The organism is Micromonospora haikouensis, assembly GCF_900091595.1.
Classification (GTDB): domain Bacteria; phylum Actinomycetota; class Actinomycetes; order Mycobacteriales; family Micromonosporaceae; genus Micromonospora; species Micromonospora haikouensis.
The window spans coordinates 93,026-109,110 of the sequence record NZ_FMCW01000015.1 but is presented as its reverse complement, the minus strand read 5'-3'; the positions used below and the strand labels follow the sequence as shown (position 1 = coordinate 109,110).

13 protein-coding genes are annotated in these 16,085 nt (G+C 73.4%); 5 read left to right on the top strand and 8 right to left on the bottom strand.

Annotation, left to right across the window (positions count from 1 at the left end):
• Nucleotides 1-25 precede the first annotated feature (25 nt).
• Entirely contained in the window at nucleotides 26-1,459 is a 1,434-nt protein-coding gene (locus tag GA0070558_RS17055; RefSeq protein ID WP_091281036.1) for a glycoside hydrolase family 30 protein, read from the top strand.
• A gap of 54 nt (nucleotides 1,460-1,513) precedes the next feature.
• On the opposite strand, the gene GA0070558_RS17050 is transcribed toward GA0070558_RS17055, so the two are convergent.
• The gene (locus tag GA0070558_RS17050) at nucleotides 1,514-1,711 is read right to left on the bottom strand and encodes a DUF397 domain-containing protein (RefSeq protein ID WP_091281033.1); all 198 of its coding nucleotides are present in this window, start codon (nucleotides 1,709-1,711) and stop codon (nucleotides 1,514-1,516) included.
• Nucleotides 1,708-2,592, bottom strand: a complete 885-nt coding sequence (locus tag GA0070558_RS17045) for a helix-turn-helix domain-containing protein (RefSeq protein WP_091281030.1) — start codon at nucleotides 2,590-2,592, stop codon at nucleotides 1,708-1,710. Before GA0070558_RS17045 ends, GA0070558_RS17050 begins: the two co-directional genes overlap by 4 nt.
• Nucleotides 2,593-2,899: 307 nt before the next feature.
• On the opposite strand from GA0070558_RS17045, the gene GA0070558_RS17040 reads away from it, so the two are divergent.
• The 3 genes from GA0070558_RS17040 to GA0070558_RS17030 all read left to right on the top strand — a co-directional run bounded on the left by GA0070558_RS17040 (nucleotide 2,900) and on the right by GA0070558_RS17030 (nucleotide 4,606).
• Nucleotides 2,900-3,202 (top strand): hypothetical protein, encoded by a 303-nt coding sequence (locus GA0070558_RS17040; protein WP_091281027.1) that lies wholly within the window; start codon nucleotides 2,900-2,902, stop codon nucleotides 3,200-3,202.
• Between the two features lie 80 nt (nucleotides 3,203-3,282).
• The gene (locus GA0070558_RS17035; RefSeq protein WP_091281209.1) at nucleotides 3,283-3,585 is read left to right on the top strand and encodes a hypothetical protein; all 303 of its coding nucleotides are present in this window, start codon (nucleotides 3,283-3,285) and stop codon (nucleotides 3,583-3,585) included.
• A 229-nt stretch (nucleotides 3,586-3,814) separates the two neighbouring features.
• Nucleotides 3,815-4,606 carry an inositol monophosphatase family protein gene (locus GA0070558_RS17030; protein WP_091281024.1) on the top strand — a complete coding sequence of 264 codons (792 nt, stop codon included), beginning with the start codon at nucleotides 3,815-3,817 and terminating at the stop codon, nucleotides 4,604-4,606.
• A 142-nt stretch (nucleotides 4,607-4,748) separates the two neighbouring features.
• Here the strand turns inward: GA0070558_RS17030 and GA0070558_RS17025 are convergent, their stop codons facing one another.
• From GA0070558_RS17025 to GA0070558_RS17000, 6 genes are all read right to left on the bottom strand, one after another.
• Complete coding sequence (locus GA0070558_RS17025) at nucleotides 4,749-5,543, bottom strand: alpha/beta hydrolase (protein WP_077938621.1); 795 nt, start codon at nucleotides 5,541-5,543, stop codon at nucleotides 4,749-4,751.
• Nucleotides 5,540-6,370 carry an alpha/beta fold hydrolase gene (locus tag GA0070558_RS17020; protein WP_228986612.1) on the bottom strand — a complete coding sequence of 277 codons (831 nt, stop codon included), beginning with the start codon at nucleotides 6,368-6,370 and terminating at the stop codon, nucleotides 5,540-5,542. Before GA0070558_RS17020 ends, GA0070558_RS17025 begins: the two co-directional genes overlap by 4 nt.
• Before the next feature lie 14 nt (nucleotides 6,371-6,384).
• Nucleotides 6,385-7,194: an alpha/beta fold hydrolase gene (locus tag GA0070558_RS17015; RefSeq protein WP_091281021.1), complete on the bottom strand. Its 810-nt coding sequence runs from the start codon at nucleotides 7,192-7,194 to the stop codon at nucleotides 6,385-6,387.
• 136 nt (nucleotides 7,195-7,330) lie between these two features.
• Nucleotides 7,331-8,101, bottom strand: coding sequence for an MBL fold metallo-hydrolase (locus GA0070558_RS17010; RefSeq protein ID WP_256091986.1), 771 nt, complete (start codon nucleotides 8,099-8,101; stop codon nucleotides 7,331-7,333).
• 140 nt (nucleotides 8,102-8,241) lie between these two features.
• On the bottom strand, nucleotides 8,242-10,995 hold the full coding sequence (locus GA0070558_RS17005; protein WP_091281015.1) for a helix-turn-helix transcriptional regulator: 2,754 nt from the start codon (nucleotides 10,993-10,995) through the stop codon (nucleotides 8,242-8,244).
• A gap of 125 nt (nucleotides 10,996-11,120) precedes the next feature.
• On the bottom strand, nucleotides 11,121-13,997 hold the full coding sequence (locus GA0070558_RS17000; protein ID WP_218107005.1) for a helix-turn-helix transcriptional regulator: 2,877 nt from the start codon (nucleotides 13,995-13,997) through the stop codon (nucleotides 11,121-11,123).
• Nucleotides 13,998-15,116: 1,119 nt separating this feature from the next.
• Between GA0070558_RS17000 and GA0070558_RS16995 the strand changes: the two genes are divergently transcribed.
• A complete protein-coding gene (locus GA0070558_RS16995) occupies nucleotides 15,117-16,082 on the top strand; it encodes an ABC transporter substrate-binding protein (protein ID WP_176734243.1) in 966 nt (321 codons plus the stop codon).
• The last annotated feature ends 3 nt before the right edge of the window (nucleotides 16,083-16,085 follow it).

Genomic DNA, 16,085 nt, shown 5'->3' with positions numbered 1-16,085 from the left:
CCCGCGCGACGTCAAGGAGAACTTCGTGTTTCGATCCCGCAATGTCGCCAGCGCTGTCGCCACCGCCGTCGCAGCCGTCACCGTCCTGGCCGGCACACCCGCCCACGCCGGCACCCCGCCGGGCCCACAATTGAGCCTCGACCTCGACCGGGCCGAGATCCACCAGAGCATCGACGGCTTCGGCTATTCGATTGCGTTCCAACGCGCCACGCTGGTCCACGACCTGTCCGAGGCGAAGCGCGCCGAGGTCCTCGACCTGCTCCTCGACCGGCGCAAGGGCGCCGCGCCGACGATCCTGCGGCTCGGCATCGGCTCGTCGGCCACCGACGTGTACGACAACATGCTGTCCATCCAGCCGACCGACCCGGGCGGCCCGACGGCCACCCCGAACTACCAGTGGGACGGCTGGGACGGCGGCCAGGTCTGGTACGCCAAGGAGGCGCGTAAGCGCGGGATCAACCGGTTCTACGCCGACGCGTGGAGCGCGCCGGGATACATGAAGGACAGCGGCACCGACGCCAACGGCGGCAGCCTCTGCGGCCTGTCGGGCGTCACCTGCGCCGGCGGCGACTGGCGGGAGGCGTATGCGCGCTACCTCGTGCAGTACGCCAGGTTCTACCGGCAGGAGGGCATCCGGCTCGACGAGATCGGGTTCACCAACGAACCCGACTGGACGGCCCCGTACGCCTCGATGCGCTTCACCCCGGCGCAGGCCGCCGAGTTCGTGAAGGTCCTCGGCCCCATCGCCGAGCAGGCCGGGGTGGGGTTGGTGTGCTGCGACTCGTTCGGCTGGCAGCAGTCGGACGCGTACGCGCAGGCGATCGAGGCGGACCCGGAGGCCCGCCGCCACCTGGACCTGTTCACCGGGCACGGCTACGCCAGCCCCTCCGATCGCCCGCTGCCGACCACGGCTCCGACCTGGATGACGGAGTGGGCCCCGTCGAGCACCGCCGACGGCTGGAACGAGGCGTGGGACAGCGGCAAGGGCACCGACGGCATCGCCGTGGCCCAGCGCATCCACGACACCCTCGCGAAGGCCGACGCCAGCGCCTTCGTCTACTGGCTCGGGTCCTCCCGGGGCGCGACGGCGGCCCTCGTGCAGGTCGACAACGCCACGGACAGCTACCGGGTGTCGTCCCGGCTGTACGCCTTCGCCGCGTACAGCAGGTTCATTCGACCCGGCGCGGTGCGGATCGGTGTCGACGGCGCGCCGGCGGGCCTGGCGGTGTCGGCCTACCGCAACGCCGACGGCACCGAGGTGGTGCAGGTGATCAACACCTCGACCGAGGCGGTGCGGACCAGCGTCGACCTGCGGCGGCCGACCGCCTACCTCACGGACTCGACGCACAGGCTGGAGCAGGTCGACGGGCTCGTCTCGGGGCGCGGCGCGCACGCGACGGTCGAGCTGCCGCCGCGCTCGCTGACCACCCTGGTCGGCGGGCACCCCGGGCGCGGCTGACCCCTTGTGGGCTTCGGGGCCGCCCGCCGGCACGGTGGGCGGCCCCGGTTGCGCTCAGCGCGGGTCGCGGCCCGCCCGGCTGACGAAGGTGGTCCAGGCCGTCGGGGCGAACAGGAGCGCCGGCCCGGCCGGGTCCTTGCTGTCGCGTACGCCCACGACGCCCGGCAGGTTGGCGGCCACCTCGACGCAGTCGCCGCCGCTCCCGCCGCTGCGGGTGCTCTTGCGCCAGACGGCACCGGCAAGGTCAGTCATGCGCGCTCCTCGATGATCATGTTGATCATTTTCTCTGATTCTGCCTCATCGGAGGCGAGCGTTTCCAGGTCGGACCAGACGTGCTCGTAGGCGGCGACCTCGGCCGGCCGGTCGAGATAGAGCGCGCCGGTGATGTTCTCCAGGTAGACGGTGGTCGGCTCGGTCGCGGCCCGGCCGAACGCCTGCGGGAAGTCCAGCATCACGAAGGTGCCCGTCTCGCTGGCCAGCGGCGGGCCGGCGGCCAGCGGGAGAATGCGCAGGCTCACGTTGGGCAGCGCGGCCATGTCGAGCAGGTGGCGCAGCTGCCCGGCCATCGCCCGCCGGTCGGGGATGGTGCGGCGCAGCACGGCCTCGCTCAGCACCGCCTTCAGCGTGGGCGCGCTGGGCAGCCGCCGGGTCAGCACGTGCTGACGGTGCATCCGCACCTCGACGAGCTTCTCCCGCTCGGCCTCGGTCATCGTGGGATTCTTGCGGCGGAAGAGTTCGGCGGCGTATTCGCGCGTCTGGAGCAGCCCCGGGATCAGTTCCGAGTCGTATCGCCGCATGAGGGCGGCGGTCGATTCCAGCCCGACGTAGAGGGAGAACCAGGGCGGGACGATTTCGCCGTACGAGTGCCACCAGCCCTTGGCGCGGGTCTCCTTCGCCAGGCCGGTGACGATCGTCTTCATGTCCTCCGGCGCGCGGTAGATCTCGCACATGGCGCGGGCGTCCACCACCCGCACCGGCACCAGGCCCTTCTCGATGCGCCACACCTTCTGCCGCGAGCAGTCCAGCCCCTCGGCGGCGGCGTCCAGCGAGACCGAGGCGTCCTCGCGAAGCTGCGTGAGCAGCCTGCCGAGCTGCCGCCGGGGGACCGTCGACCCGCTTGTTTCATCCGTCATGCAACATCACCATGCCCCTCGTGCAACATTCTCCGCCCATTCCCGCGCATTTCTTTCCTCCATTCCTCGGGGGGTGATTCGAATCGAGGCTAGAGGGGGCGGGTTGTGTTGCGCAAGGTGGTGGGCGGGTTGCATTCTGTTGAATGTCGGCAGGGTGGTGCGGGGTGCCAGAAATGGCGTCGGCAATGACCTGTTGCCCCCCTGCCGGCCCGCTGTCCCGCTCGTTGCGAGTCACGCGCGGGCGGGGCGGCGCAATTCTTCGGCGGCGCTGTTCTTCGGCGGCGCCATCCCTCGGGAAGGACGCCCGATGCGCGTGACGTACGAGGAGTACGTGGTCGCCGTCGCCCTGACGCTCGCCCGCCGGCACCGGCCGGTCTGGAGCTGGAAGCGCTGGCGCAGGGTGTGCCGCTGCGGCGCGGAGCTGCCCTGCCGGGCCCGGCACCGCATCCCGATCCGCCGCGCGCACTGGCCGGGGGAGGACGGCGGTCGGCCCGGGTCGGGGGAGGACAGTCGGCCTGGGCCGGGGGAGGTCGATCGGCTCGGGGCGGGGCAGGGCGGCCGGCGGCGGCCCGGGGCGGGGCGGCGGCGCGGGCCGGGGGAGGGGCCGTGACCGGCGGCCGTCCGGTGGGGCGGTCTGGCGTGGCGGCGACGGGCGCGCCGGTGCGGGATGCGCCGGTGCGGGATGCGCCGCTGCCGAAGGCGGGCGACCTGGTGCAGGTGACCCGGGCGGCCAGCGTGCAGTTCGTCGAGCCGATCAGGTGCCGGGTCGTCCGGGTGCTCGACTGGATCACCTACGACGGGTGGGTGTGGCTCGACGTCTACCAACTCGACGGCAAGGGTGACGCCGTCGCCCGCCGGTCGATCTTCGTGCGGCCGGGCGGGCTGCGCGTGCTGCGGCCCGCCCCTGCGCCCCGCCCCGACCCCGGTCGACGCGCGACTGGCAGCGGTGCGGCATCCAGGCGAGTTGTTCCGAACCCCGGCCAGCGGTCGTAGGCGCCCACCAACCGCCTATCGCCTCCCCCGCCGCTCTCCCTACCCGCCCCCGCCCCCACCCCCGCCGGCCCCCGCCCCACCCTGCCGCGTCGATCATGCAGTTGCGGCCCGGGCGAAAGGGATGAAGCGCCCTTCTGTGGGGCCGAAAGTGCAAGATCGACGCATCCGGGGCGGGGTGGGGGTGGGGTGGGGTGCCTGGATATCGGAGCTGCTCGTCTAGGGTCGATTCATGTCGATCTCCGATGTGGTGCTGGTCCTCGATGCGGTGAATGCCGGTGCTGCGGTCGTCCGGGCCCACTACGGATCGGCGTTGGGGCGCATCGACAAGGCCGGGGGCGACTTCGCCACCACCGCCGACATCGCCGCCGAGGCGGCCATCGTCGACGTCCTGCGCGTCGCGCGTCCGGACGACGTCGTGCTCGGTGAGGAGGGCGGACGCAGGGGCCGGGAGGATAACGGCCGCGTGTGGCTGGTCGACCCGCTGTGCGGAACGGTGAACTACGCCGCGAGGAACATGCTGGTCTCGGTCAACGTGGCGCTCCGGACCGGGACGCGCACCGCGGTGGCCGCCTCGGCGGACCCGTTCGCCGAGGAGGTGTTCTGGACCGACGGCGACGCCGCGTACGTGCGCAGCCGGGGCGGGGACGAGCGGCTCGTCCCGTCGGCCGGGTCCAGGCTGGTCGACGTCAACCTCGACCCGCCGTTCCCGAACAGGGACACCTTCATGGCCGCCCGCATGCTGGCCGACGAGGGCTTCATCGAGCAGTTCCGCCCCCGCGTGGTGTCCACGACCCTGGCCGTGGCCTGGGTCGCCGCCGGACGCCGCGCCGCGTACGTCACGGACGGCCACCTGCGCGACAGCGTCCACTTCGCCGCCGGGATCGCCCTCTGCCAGGCGGCCGGCTGCGTCGTCACCGGAATCGACGGCCAACCGCTGCACACCGGCGTCGGTGGGCTCGTCGTGGCCGCCGACGATCGGACGCATGCCGCCCTGCTGGCCCTCATCCGTGGCGGCGCGTGAGCCCCGTCGGCTCGGCGGGCCCACGATCCCCGGCGCACCTGCGCCACGGTTCCGCCCGTCCTCGTGGCTTCGCCTCCGCGGACTGCGGCGCAGGCGCGGCGACGACCCGCCGTGCCTGCGCCGCAGTCGCCGGCACCCCCGCTCAGCGGGCGTGCCGCAGGGCCCAGTCCAGCGCGTAGTCGGCGACCTGCTCCCAGCCGGGCTCGGCGCACGTCCAGTGGGAGCGGCCGGGGAACTCGTGGAAGTCGGTGACCGTGCCGGGGGCCTTGTAGTGGTGGGCGTTGGACCGGTTCACCGACGGGGGCATGATGTGGTCCGCGCCGCCCGCGATGAACAGCAGCGGGGCGCGCTGCTCGTTGCGGAAGTTCACCCAGGTCTCCTGCTTGCCGGGGGTGAAGTTGGCGAGCAGCCCGTACGCCCAGACCCAGCTGCCGGGGGCGGGGATCGCGTAACGGTCGTAGGCCGCTTGGGCGTCCTCCTCGGAGAGGGTGTTGGTGAAGGCGTAGTGGAACTGGGCCGGGGTGAACCCGGCCGCCTGGTGCCGCTTCGCCGGGTTGTTGAGGATCGGGAACAGCGACTTGATCTGCGACGGCGGGGTGACCCGGATGCCCTCCGGCGGGGCCGAGTCGATGACGACGCCGGCAGCGCCGTGGCCCCGGTCGAGCAGGAGCTGGGTCAGGGTGCCGCCGAACGAGTGACCCATGATGATCGGCTTCTCCGGCAGCGCCGTGATGATCTTTTCGAGGTGCGCGACGGTGTCGGGCACCGTGACGGTGGCGATCGGCGTCGGGTCGGCCCGCAGCGCCTCGACCTCGACCTCGAAGCCGGGATAGGCCGGGGTGAGGACGGTGTGCCCCTGCGCCTCGTAGTAGGGCACCCAGTGCTCCCAGCTGCGCGGCGTGACCCAGAGGCCGTGGACCAGGACGATCGTGCTCATGAGTCGTACTCCTTCAGGAACGCGAGCAGGTCGTCGCCGAGCTGCTCCTTGTGGGTGTCGGTGATGCCGTGCGGAGCCCCGGGGTAGACGAGCAGGCTGGCGTTCGCGATGAGCGCGGCCGACGCCATGCCGCCCACCTCGAACGGTACGACCTGGTCGTCGTCGCCGTGGACGACCAGCGTGGGCACGTCGAACCGGGCGAGGTCGGGGCGGAAGTCCGTGGCCGAGAAGGCGGCGATGCACTCGTAGGCGTTGCGGTGCCCGGCGGCCATCGACTGCAACCAGAACGCGTCGCGGATGCCCTGCGACACGTGCACGCCGGGACGGTTGTTGCCGAAGAACGGGCCGTCGGCGAGGTCCCGGTAGGTCTGCGACCGGTCGGCCAGCGAGCCGGCGCGGATCGCGTCGAACACCCCGACCGGCACGCCGCCGGGATTGTCCGGACCCTGGAGCATGTACGGCGGCACCGCCGAGACGAGCACGGCCTGCGCGATGCGGCCGGTGCCGTGGCGGCCGATGTAGCGGGCGACCTCGCCGCCGCCGGTGGAGAACCCCACCAGCGTCACGTCCCGCAGGTCGAGGGCGTCGAGGACGGCGGCGAGGTCGTCGGCGTAGGTGTCCATCTCGTTGCCGTGCCAGGTGCGGGTGGAGCGGCCGTGGCCGCGCCGGTCGTGGGCGACGACCCGGTAGCCGTTGCCGGCCAGGAACAGGGCCTGGGCCTCCCAGCTGTCGGAGTTCAGCGGCCAGCCGTGCGACAGCACGACCGGGCGGCCGGCACCCCAGTCCTGGTAGTAGATCTGTGCGCCGTCGGCGGCGGTCACGTACATGATGGTCGGTCCCTTCAGCGGGTCGCGGTCTTGATGAGGTTCGCGGTGGCCCGCGGCTGCGAGATCATCGCGACGTGCGAGGCGGTGACCTCGGTGGTGCGGGCACCGGCCCGCTGCGCCATGAACCGCTGCGCGGCCGGCGGGATCAGGTTGTCGTTGCGGGCGACCAGGTAGAAGCTCGGGATGGACCGCCAGGCCGGCGCGCCGGACGGCTCCAGCAGCGTGTGGACGTCGCCGGGGCGCTGGGTGGCCGCCATGACGTCGGTGGTGGCCTGCGGCAGGTCACCGGCGAACACGTCGCGGAACACGGCCGGCTTGACGTAGCCGTCGACGCTGCCGACGCCGTCGGGGGTCGGGTAGGGGCGGAAGTCCAGCGCCGCCTCGTCGAGCTTGCTGCCGGGGAACTGCAACTGGAGCCCCTGCAACGTCTCGCCCTGGTCCGGGGCGAACGCCGCCACGTACACCAGGGCCTTGACGTTCGGGTTGCCGACGGCGGCGTTGGTGATGACCATCCCGCCGTACGAGTGCGCCACCAGCACCAGCGGGCCGGGCAGCGTGGTGAGGATGCTGGCCAGGTAGGCCGAGTCGGCGGAGACGCTGCGCAACGGGTTGGCCGGCGCGATCACCGGGTAGCCGTCGCAGCGCAGGAGGCGGGCGACCTCGGTCCAGCCGGAGGCGTCGGCGAACGCGCCGTGCACGAGCACGACGGTCGGCTTCGTCCCGGCCGCCGGCCGCGCCTGGGCCGCGGCGGCGGGCGCCCCGACAAGGGCACCGGTGGCGACCGCCGCGGTTCCGGCGAGCAGGGTACGACGAGTGGTGTGCATCGGTCGGGCTCCTTCCGTGCAGGTCGATGTGCCAATCAGCGTGGGGGAGCGCACCTGCTCCGGGCATCGGTACGTTGACGGTCCTCCGACGGTGCGTACCGCCGATCCGCCGGCGCGGCGCCGCCCGCTCGGCCGGTCAGCGGCGGTCCCGGGGGCGCAGCGGCAACCAGTGCAGGCGGTCGCCCAACCCGTCGGGCGCGGCGGCGAACGCCTCCTCGACCGCCGCCCGCCCCTGGCTGAAGTGCGACCAGCCCTCGTAGTGCACGGGGACGATCGTGCGCGGGCGGACCAGCGTGCACAGCTCGACGGCCTCCGCCGCCGTCAGGCTGTAGTGCAGCCGACCGGTGATCGGGAACCGCACGGCCCCGAGGTGCAGCAGCACGGTGTCGACCGTCATCCGGAGCGGCACCTCCCGCACGCCGCGATACAGCACGGTGTCCCCGGTGATCCAGAGGACCCCGTGCTCCTGGCCGTCCCAGCGCAGCGCGAAACCGACCGTCGCACCGGTGATCGGGCGGCTCAGCGGCGGACCGTGCCGGCACGGCGTGGCGGTCACCTCGATGGTCAGCCGGCCGGGGGCGGCCAGCTCCGTGCGCGCCCACGGGCGCAGCCCCCGCGCGCCGCCGCCCAGCCGCCGCGCCCCGGGCACGGTGGTGACGACGACCGGCACTCCGGCGAGGAAGGCGCGGCCCCGGTCGTCGAGGTTGTCGGCGTGGTGGTCGTGGCTGAGCAGGACGGCGTCGACCGGCCCGAGATCGTCGGGGTCGAGGGCCGGACCGTGCTCCTTGCGGGAACTGGTGCCCCAGCCGAACGAGTAGCGGCGGCCGGGACCGTCGAACGTCGGGTCGGTGAGGATGCGCCAGCCGGCCGCCTCGATGAGGGCCGTCGGGCCCCCGATGTGCGTCACTCGTACGTCCTTCAACGATGCCGTCCTCACGTCGTCCGATCGCGCGGCGGTGGGCACGCGCCGTGGCCAACGATGCACGGGCTGTGGGTGGCACGCATCCGTACGTTGACTGCCGTACGTCGACCGCGTCGGCCGGCGCGTCAGCCGGTGCCGTGCGGGAGCGCGGCGAGCGCCTCGCGCAACTGCGACCGGGCGGTGATGCCGAGCTTCGGAAAGATCCGGTAGAGGTGCGAACTCACCGTGCGGTGCGACACGAACAGCCGCTGGCCGATCTCGCGGTTGCTCAGCCCCGCCGCGGCGAGCATCGCCGTCTGCAACTCCTGCGCGGTCAACTGCTCCCGCGACGGCACCGCACGCCCCGTGCTCTCCTCCCCGGCGGCGCGCAGCTCCTCCCGGGCCAGCCGGCCCCAGGCCGCCGCGCCGAGAGCCTCGAAGCCGTCCCGGGCGATCCGCAGCGGCACCCGCGACTCCAGGATGTGCCGGCGGCGGCGCAGCCACGCACCGTACGCGAGGTTCAGCCGGGCCCGGTGCACCGGCCACGCCCCGAGATCCAGGGCGAACGCCTCGGCGAACCGCGCGCCCGCCTCCCGCTCGGGCGCGAGCACGGCGACGGCGTAGGCGAGCGAATGGTGCAGCATCGGCGACGGGAAACGCGCCGCCCGCTGCGCGGCCCGGGCCACGATGCCCCGGATCTCGTCCTGCCGTCCCGACCGGACGGCCGCGTCGGCGAGGTCCGGCAGCGCCCAGCCGGACATGTCGAGGTGGAACGTCACCTCCTGCGGATCGAACGTGCGCACGAGCAGGTCGAGGGCCTCGTCGTGGTGCCCGGCGGCGTTCGCGGCGACCCCGCGGGCGTGCTGGGCGGCCTGGGTGGCGAACCGCACCCCCGCCGCCAGCGGGCTGGACAGCACCTGGTCGGCGAGCCGGAGCGCGGCGTCGCTGTCGCCGCACATCGCCTCGTGCATGGCGCGCGCCGCCCGGGCGGCGACGACCCAGAAGTGGTCGCCGGTCTCCTCGGCGAGCGCCTCGGCCTCCTCCAGGTCGGCCCGCACCGACGGCCACCGGCCGAGCCACAGCCGGATGTACCCGGCGGAGGACAGGGTGCGGGCCAGTAACGCCGCCCGGCCCCCGGCCCGGTAGCCCGCAGCCGCCGTCGCCATGAACGACGACGCGGTGACGAAGTCGCCGAGGACCAGCGCCGCCCCACCCAGGGAACGCATGCCGTCGACGTCGGCACGGTCGGGCACCAGCGTGGACAACTGCCGCAGGATCGCGGCACCGAGCGCCTCCGACTGCGCGTAGGCGGCGATCGCCACCGTGCGCGGATCGTCGTCGGCGAGGCCGAGCTTGCCGAGTACGGCCGTGACCCGCGCGCCGACCTCCGGGGGCAGGCTGGCCCACCAGCAGCGCGACGCCGCCCGCCAACACAGCAGCGCCCCCAGGTCCGTGTCACCGGCGGCGTGCGCCTCCACCGCCAGGTCGCAGAGCAGGTCGATGCGGCCCGGGTCGCCCATGTCGCCGGGATCGACGATGTCGCGGACCAGGGCCAGCCGGCCCCGGTCGGCGGGACCGCCCGCCGCCGGGTCGGCCTTGGCGGCCAACTGCCCCGCGACCGTACGGTCGTGCAACTGCGACGCGAGTTCCGCCGCCCGCAGCAGCAGCGACGAACGGCGCGCCGGGCTGTCGGTGAGGTCGGCGGCCCGGTCCAGGTCGGCCACCGCCACGCCCAGCGCCCCCCGTTCGAGCGCCCGCGCGGCGGCGGCCTCCAGCTCCGCGCTGGCCTCCTCGTCCGGGCCGAGAACCGCGGCGCTGCGGTGCCAGGCCCGGCGGTCCGGGTCGTGGGCGAGCGCGTCGGCCAGCACCGAGTGCACCGTGAGCCGGGCGAAGTCGCTGACGGAGCGGTACACCGCCGAGCGCATCAGCGGGTGCCGGAACTGCAGCCGCCGCCCCTGGATCTGCAACAGGCCCGCGTCGATCGCCGGCTGGAAGCTGTCCACGGCCACGTCGGTGCCGGTCAGCGCCCGGGCGGCGGCGAGCACGACCGGCAACCGGCAGGTGGTGTCGGCGGAGAACGCGGCGACGACCGCCCGGGTCGGCGCGGGCAACTGCCCGAACCGGTCGGCGAACGCGCTCTCCAGCCGCTCGTTGAGCGGCAGCAGCTCCGGCAGTTCGTCGAGGCTCCCGGACGTGACGCACCGGGGCAGCTCCACCAGGGCGAGCGGGTTGCCCGCCGCCTCCGCCAGGATCCGGTTGCGCAGGCCCGGCGGGAGCCCGGGCGCATGGTCGGCCAGCACCCGCCCGGCGGCGTCGTCGTCGAGTGCGTCGAGGTGCAGCTGGCCGATGCCGGCACCGGCGAGCACGTCGGCGTGCGGGGCACGGACGGCCATGATCGCCACGATCGGCTCGACGGCGAGGCGGCGCGCGACGAAGACGAGCACGTCGAGCGTCTCCGGATCCAGCCAGTGCGCGTCCTCCGCCACGATCAGCAGCGGGGTCCTGGCCGCCCGCTCCCCGAGCAGCTCCAGCACCGACAGGCCGATCGTGAACAGGTCCGGCCGGGTCCCCTCCTGCCCGAACGCGCCCCGCAGCGTGCCCCGTAGTCGTGGGGTCAGCGACGACAGGTCGTCCAGCAGCGGGGCCAGGAGCTGGTGCAGCCCCGCGAACGGCAGCGCCGACTCCGCCTCTGCCCCGCTCGCGGCGAGCACCAGCATGCCGGCGTCGGTGGCACACCGGCGGGCGGCGGACAGGAGCGCGCTCTTGCCGATCCCGGCCTGCCCGCGTACGACCAGCGCCGCGCCCCGGCCCGCGCGGCCGTCGGCCAGCAGGCGCGCGACGGCGGCCAGTTCGTCGTGCCGACCGTGCACTGCCGTTCGGCCGTCACCTGACTGGACCATCGACGGCGGCCCCTCCCTCTCGGCGCCACCCGGCTGTGAGCGGCGGCCCGCCCGCCGACCCGGCCCCTCCAGCCTGCGGGCCCGTCAGCGGGCGCGGACCACGTGCCGCACGTAGTCCCCCGGGGTCACGACTGGTCGAGGCGGCCGGCGAGCTGTCGTCGGGAGGTGACGCCGAGCCGCTGGAAGACCTTGCGGAGGTGATAGTCGACGGTGTTCGGGCTGATGAACATCGTGGCGCTGATCTCCGCGTTGGTCGCCCCGGCGGCGGCGAGCCGGGCGACCGCCAGCTCCTGCGGGGTCAGGTCGAGCCGCCGGGGCGGCTCGTCGGCCGTCGGCGACCGGCTGATCGCCGCCAACTCGGTGCGGGCCCGCTGGGCGAACGCCGGCGCACCGGCGTCGTCAAAGATCCCGACCGCCCGGCTGAGCTGCTCCCGGGCCTCCCGGCGACGCCTGCGTCGTCGCAGCCACTCGCCGTGGACCAGGTGCGACCGGCCGAGCTCGACGGTCAACGCGGTCGGCCCGAGCGTCGCGACGGCAGCAGCGTGCCACCGCTCGGCGTCGGTGTCGCCGGACACCAGGGCGCGCGCCCGCTGCGCGAGGCCCCTCGTCCAGGCCGAGCCGTTGACCGCCGCCATGTCCTCCAGGAGCTCCACGAACCCGACCGCCTCGTCGGTGCGCCCGATCCTGCTGGCGGCCTCGACGAAGTCCGCGTAGTTCAGTGGCGTCACCTGGAGGAACGGCGTGTCCATGAGCGGCTTCAGCCGCGCGTACGCGTCGTGGTAGCGGCGCTCGGCCAGGTCGCGCACGGCCAGCGCGGACACCCCGGAGGCGTGCACCCCGCCGAAGCCGGACGCCCGTGCCGCCTCGGCGATCGCCTCCACCCCCTCGCGGGGGCCACCGGACCAGGCCAGCAGCGCCGCGTTGACGACGTGCTCGGCGTCGTAGCCGATGGCCCGGCGCAGCTCGCGCACCTGGTCGATGTGCTCTTGCGCCGCACGCGGAGTGCCGATGTGCAGCAGGGACAGCGACAGGACCCACAGGGCGGTGTCGAGCATCTGCACCGAGCCCAGGTCCCGGGCGGTCGCGGCGGTCCGCTCCAGGCAGCGGCGGATCGCGGCTTCGTCCCACAACGCCGTCGTCAGCGCGACGCTGATCACGCCGTACTTCAGCAGGTCGGTGCCGTCGAGACCGTCGATGGCCGCCAGCGCGACCCGCAACTCGGGCACGGCCTCCCGATAGGGCCGCAGGATGAACGTGCCCAGGGCGCGCAGGATCGTCGCGGCGACGCTGTCGCCGCGCTCCGCGCCGTTGTCTCGCTGTGCGCCGTTGTCTCGCTCCGCGCCGTTGTCTCGCTCCGCGCCGTTGCCGCGCTCCGCGCCGTTGTGTCGCTCTGCGTTGTGGCCGAGACCTGCGCCGTCGAGCAGCCGCCGGCCCAGCGCCGGCAGCGGGACGTCACGCCCCAACCGCTCCACGACGAGCGCACGCAGGAACGCCAGAAGCAGCGCCTCCTGCTCCGCCGCCGCATCGTGGCCGTGGAAGCAGGAGGCCGCCGTGAGCATGTCGGCGGGGCCGCGTACCACGTCCGGGCCGGCGGTGAAGAACGCGTGGTCGACCCGGACGCGGGTCAGCCGGCCCCGGGTGACCGGCTCCAGCGCCTCCGCGCTCACCTCGTCCACCAGGCTGCGCGCCAGCCCCGCCGCCCCCGCCGCCAACGCGGCCTCGGCCGCCGCGACCAGCCGGCCGTTGCGGACCGGCCCCGGCGGGGTCAGCCTCGACGCCTGCGTCAGGACCCCGGCCCGGGACATGAACCCGCCGCGCCGCCCCGCCAGCTCCGCCACCCGTTCGAGCCGGTCGGCGACGTGCTCGTCGGTGCCGATCGTCGCCTTGGCCGCGTGCCAGGCCGCCAACTCGACCAGACCCAGGGACTCCGCCGCCTCGGCCAGCGCACCGTGGACCCGGCGACGTTCGGCCCCCGCCGCGCCGTTGTATGTCGCCGAGGGCACCAGCGCGTGACGGAATCGCAGCGACGTGCCGAACTCGACCAGTCCCCGCAGCTCCGCCTCGTCGCCCCACGTGCCGGCGAGCCCGAGCCGCCGCGCCGCCGTCCGGACCAGGTCCACGTTGCCCGTCGACTCGGCCGCGGCGATCAACAGCCACAACTGCTGCTGCGGCGTTGCCCGGCGTACCTGACGCAGATAGAAGGCCTCCAGGCGGCCACCCACCGGAATCGGCTCGGCGCCGACGCTGGACTGGGTCAGCTCCCGCACGCTCAGCTCGTCGGCCAGGTCGATCAGCGCCAGCGGATTGCCCCCGGTGGCGGCGGCGACCCGCGCGGCCGTCGCCGGATCGATCGGCTCCCGCGACACCGACGTCAGCAGCCGCACCGCGGGCCCCGTCGCCAGGCCGAGTAGGCGAAGTACGGGCAGCCCGGCCAGCCGTTCCGCGACCTGTGGCTCGTCCCGGGCGGCGAACACGAACGCGACGCGGTCCGCCTCCAGGCGACGAGTCACGAACGCCAGCACGTCCAGGGACTCGGCATCGAGAAGATGGGCGTCGTCGACCACGCACACGACCGGCGACGTCGAGACGACGGCCGCCGTCAACAGGCCCAGCACGCCGAGGCCGACGAGATAACGATCCGGCGGCGGGCCGTCCGCCAGCCCGGTTGCGACCTGCAACGCCTGCTGCTGCCGCTGTGGAAGGACCACGACGTGATCGCGCAGCGGAATCGTCAGCCGGTGCACCCCGGCGAACGGGATGGCGGACTCCGCCTCGTAGCCGTCCAGGCGCAGCAGCCGGAAGCCCTCCGCCGCCGAGGCCGTCGCCTCCAGCAGCGCTGTCTTTCCGATCCCCGGCTCGCCGTTGACCACCAGCCCACCGCCGCGGCCACCAGAGGCCGCCGTCAGCAACTCGTCGATCCGCCGTAGCTCGTCGTCCCGGCCGAGGAGCCGGGCGCGCCGATCACCTGCGGCAGGCGGCCCGCCCCAGGTCACGTCGGCCACGACTGGTTACGGACGTGTCGCCGGGACCGCAACTGGTTCTCACGTCTGCGCACGCTGTCATCGTCGCACCGCGAACCGTGCTGCGGCAGTACCGAGATCCTGGGTGAGGGCCGACCGCGGGTGGTGTCCCGGACGTCGCCGGCCGCCGCGCGCACTGGGGTCAGGGGACCGAATCCGCCTGCCCGGCTGGGGTCTCGGGAGCGGGTTCGGCCTCCATGCGTCGGGGCCTTCCGGGCGGGAGATGCAGGTACGCCGCGTCGGCCACCGGCCCGCCTTCGAGGGCGAGGGGTGTGCCGGGGCCACGCGTCGTGCTGCTCAGCGTCTCGTGCCTCTTCGACCACCAGCACGCCGGCCGCCCGCCACGTGGGCGGACAGAGCGGTGGCTGGTGCGAACGGCCCGCCCGGTTGTGGGCAGGGTGCTACGAGACGCGGGGATCCCGATCAGAACGGGACGAGCGCCTTCCCGGCCCCGGTGCCGGGGCGGATGGCGGGGAACTCCGGCCCTTTCCAATGGCCGATCGGCGCGCGGGAGATGGCTGGAACTGCCTCGGGGGGCGTCTCCAAGCTCATGGCCACTCCCGGGTCGACGGGCCGGCGCTGTCTGCTGGAGAAGCTAGCCGCCGCCTGCCCCGTCAACCGGTGAAGACGTATCGTTACGCCTGCTCACCCTGTCTGTCGGGCGGTCGGGACGGGCGGCTGTGCCGGCTCGCCCCCTCACGCGATGCGAGATCCCATTCCGCATCTTGACAGGGTTCCTGGTGGCACGTACGTTCGCTCCAAGTCGGCGAGGCGTCAGGGTGCTGCTGGGGTGCAGCCCGTCAGCCTGAACCGACCGGCGACCAACCCTGCTCGGCCATTCCGTGAATCCGCCCGAGGCCCCTTGCGGCACCGGGCCGGATCCCACCGAAGCAGGCACGCGGTCACACACACCCCCTTCCAAGCCAGGGCAAGACGCGTCGAACCGAGACCGCAGGGCGATTCAGTGCCAGGCGGGCGAGTTCGCAGCGGTGGAGCCCGTATCGCGTCGTAACCGACAAGCGCCTACCCGGCACCGGTTCCTGCTGTTGCCAGCACCGGTGGGAAATGCCGGGTCCCGTGTGGACACATAGGAGTGACAAGATGATTTCACGACGTATCGGTGCGGCGGCGGCCGTCACCGCCCTGCTTTTCGCCAGCGCCTGCGGCGGGGGCTACGACGCCGCCGGCTCCGCGAACGCCACGACGAAGGTCTCCGTCACGACGTTCGGCTGCGAAATCTGGAACACCTGGGCGATCTCGAAGGGCGTCTACGTGAAGCACCGCCTCGACGTCGAGCTGGTCCGGTCCGGGGGCGGCTCGGCCGCCGTCGCCGCGGTGCTCTCCGGGGCGGCCGACTTCGGGTACGTCAACGGATACACCGCGATTAACGCCTACAACACCGGCTTCCCCATCCAGATGGTGTCCGGCGCCAACGTCAACGCGCTGCCGCCGGCCAAGCCCGCGCAGGGCGTCTTCGTCGGCAAGGACTCCCCGATCACGTCGCCCGCCGACCTCGCCGGCAAGAAGATCGCGGTCAATGAGATCAACGGCATCAACCAGATCGTGACCGCGAGCTGGCTGAAGGCCAACGGGGTCGAGCCGGAGAGCGTGAGCTTCGTGGCGCTGCCCTTCGCCGAGCAGATCCCCGCAGTGCTCAGCGGGCGGGTCGACGCCGCCCAGCTCGGCTACTCGCTGCTCGGCAACAACAACGACGGCGTACGCAGCCTGGCGGACCCCTTCGCCAGCAGCAACAAGGTCTACATCGCGACCTACGTCGCCGCGAAGAGCTTCGTGGCCAAGGGCGACGCGGCGAAGCGCTTCCACGAGGCGATGACCGAGACCGCCCAGCAGCTCAACGACCCGGCCAACAAGGACGAGTCGTTCCGGTTGCTCTCCGAGTGTCAGAAGGTGCCGGCCGAGACCCTCGCCGCCCAGCCGCAGAACGCCATCGAGGCCGCCGTCGACCTCGCCGCGCTGGACCGGATGGCACAGCAGATGGTCGACCTCAAGATGATGCAGAAGAAGCCCGATCTTGAGCCTTTCGTCACCGACTTCGCCCGGTCCTGAACC

Bases quoted from the DNA above. Each gene is read 5' to 3' on its own strand.
- GA0070558_RS16995 (WP_176734243.1), top strand. From the start codon at position 15,117: ATGATTTCACGACGTATCGGTGCGGCGGCGGCCGTCACCGCCCTGCTT.
- GA0070558_RS17020 (WP_228986612.1), bottom strand. From the start codon at position 6,370: ATGTACGTGACCGCCGCCGACGGCGCACAGATCTACTACCAGGACTGG.
- GA0070558_RS17045 (WP_091281030.1), bottom strand. From the start codon at position 2,592: ATGACGGATGAAACAAGCGGGTCGACGGTCCCCCGGCGGCAGCTCGGC.
- GA0070558_RS17050 (WP_091281033.1), bottom strand. From the start codon at position 1,711: ATGACTGACCTTGCCGGTGCCGTCTGGCGCAAGAGCACCCGCAGCGGC.
- GA0070558_RS17040 (WP_091281027.1), top strand. From the start codon at position 2,900: ATGCGCGTGACGTACGAGGAGTACGTGGTCGCCGTCGCCCTGACGCTC.
- GA0070558_RS17015 (WP_091281021.1), bottom strand. From the start codon at position 7,194: ATGCACACCACTCGTCGTACCCTGCTCGCCGGAACCGCGGCGGTCGCC.
- GA0070558_RS17030 (WP_091281024.1), top strand. From the start codon at position 3,815: ATGTCGATCTCCGATGTGGTGCTGGTCCTCGATGCGGTGAATGCCGGT.
- GA0070558_RS17025 (WP_077938621.1), bottom strand. From the start codon at position 5,543: ATGAGCACGATCGTCCTGGTCCACGGCCTCTGGGTCACGCCGCGCAGC.
- GA0070558_RS17005 (WP_091281015.1), bottom strand. From the start codon at position 10,995: ATGGTCCAGTCAGGTGACGGCCGAACGGCAGTGCACGGTCGGCACGAC.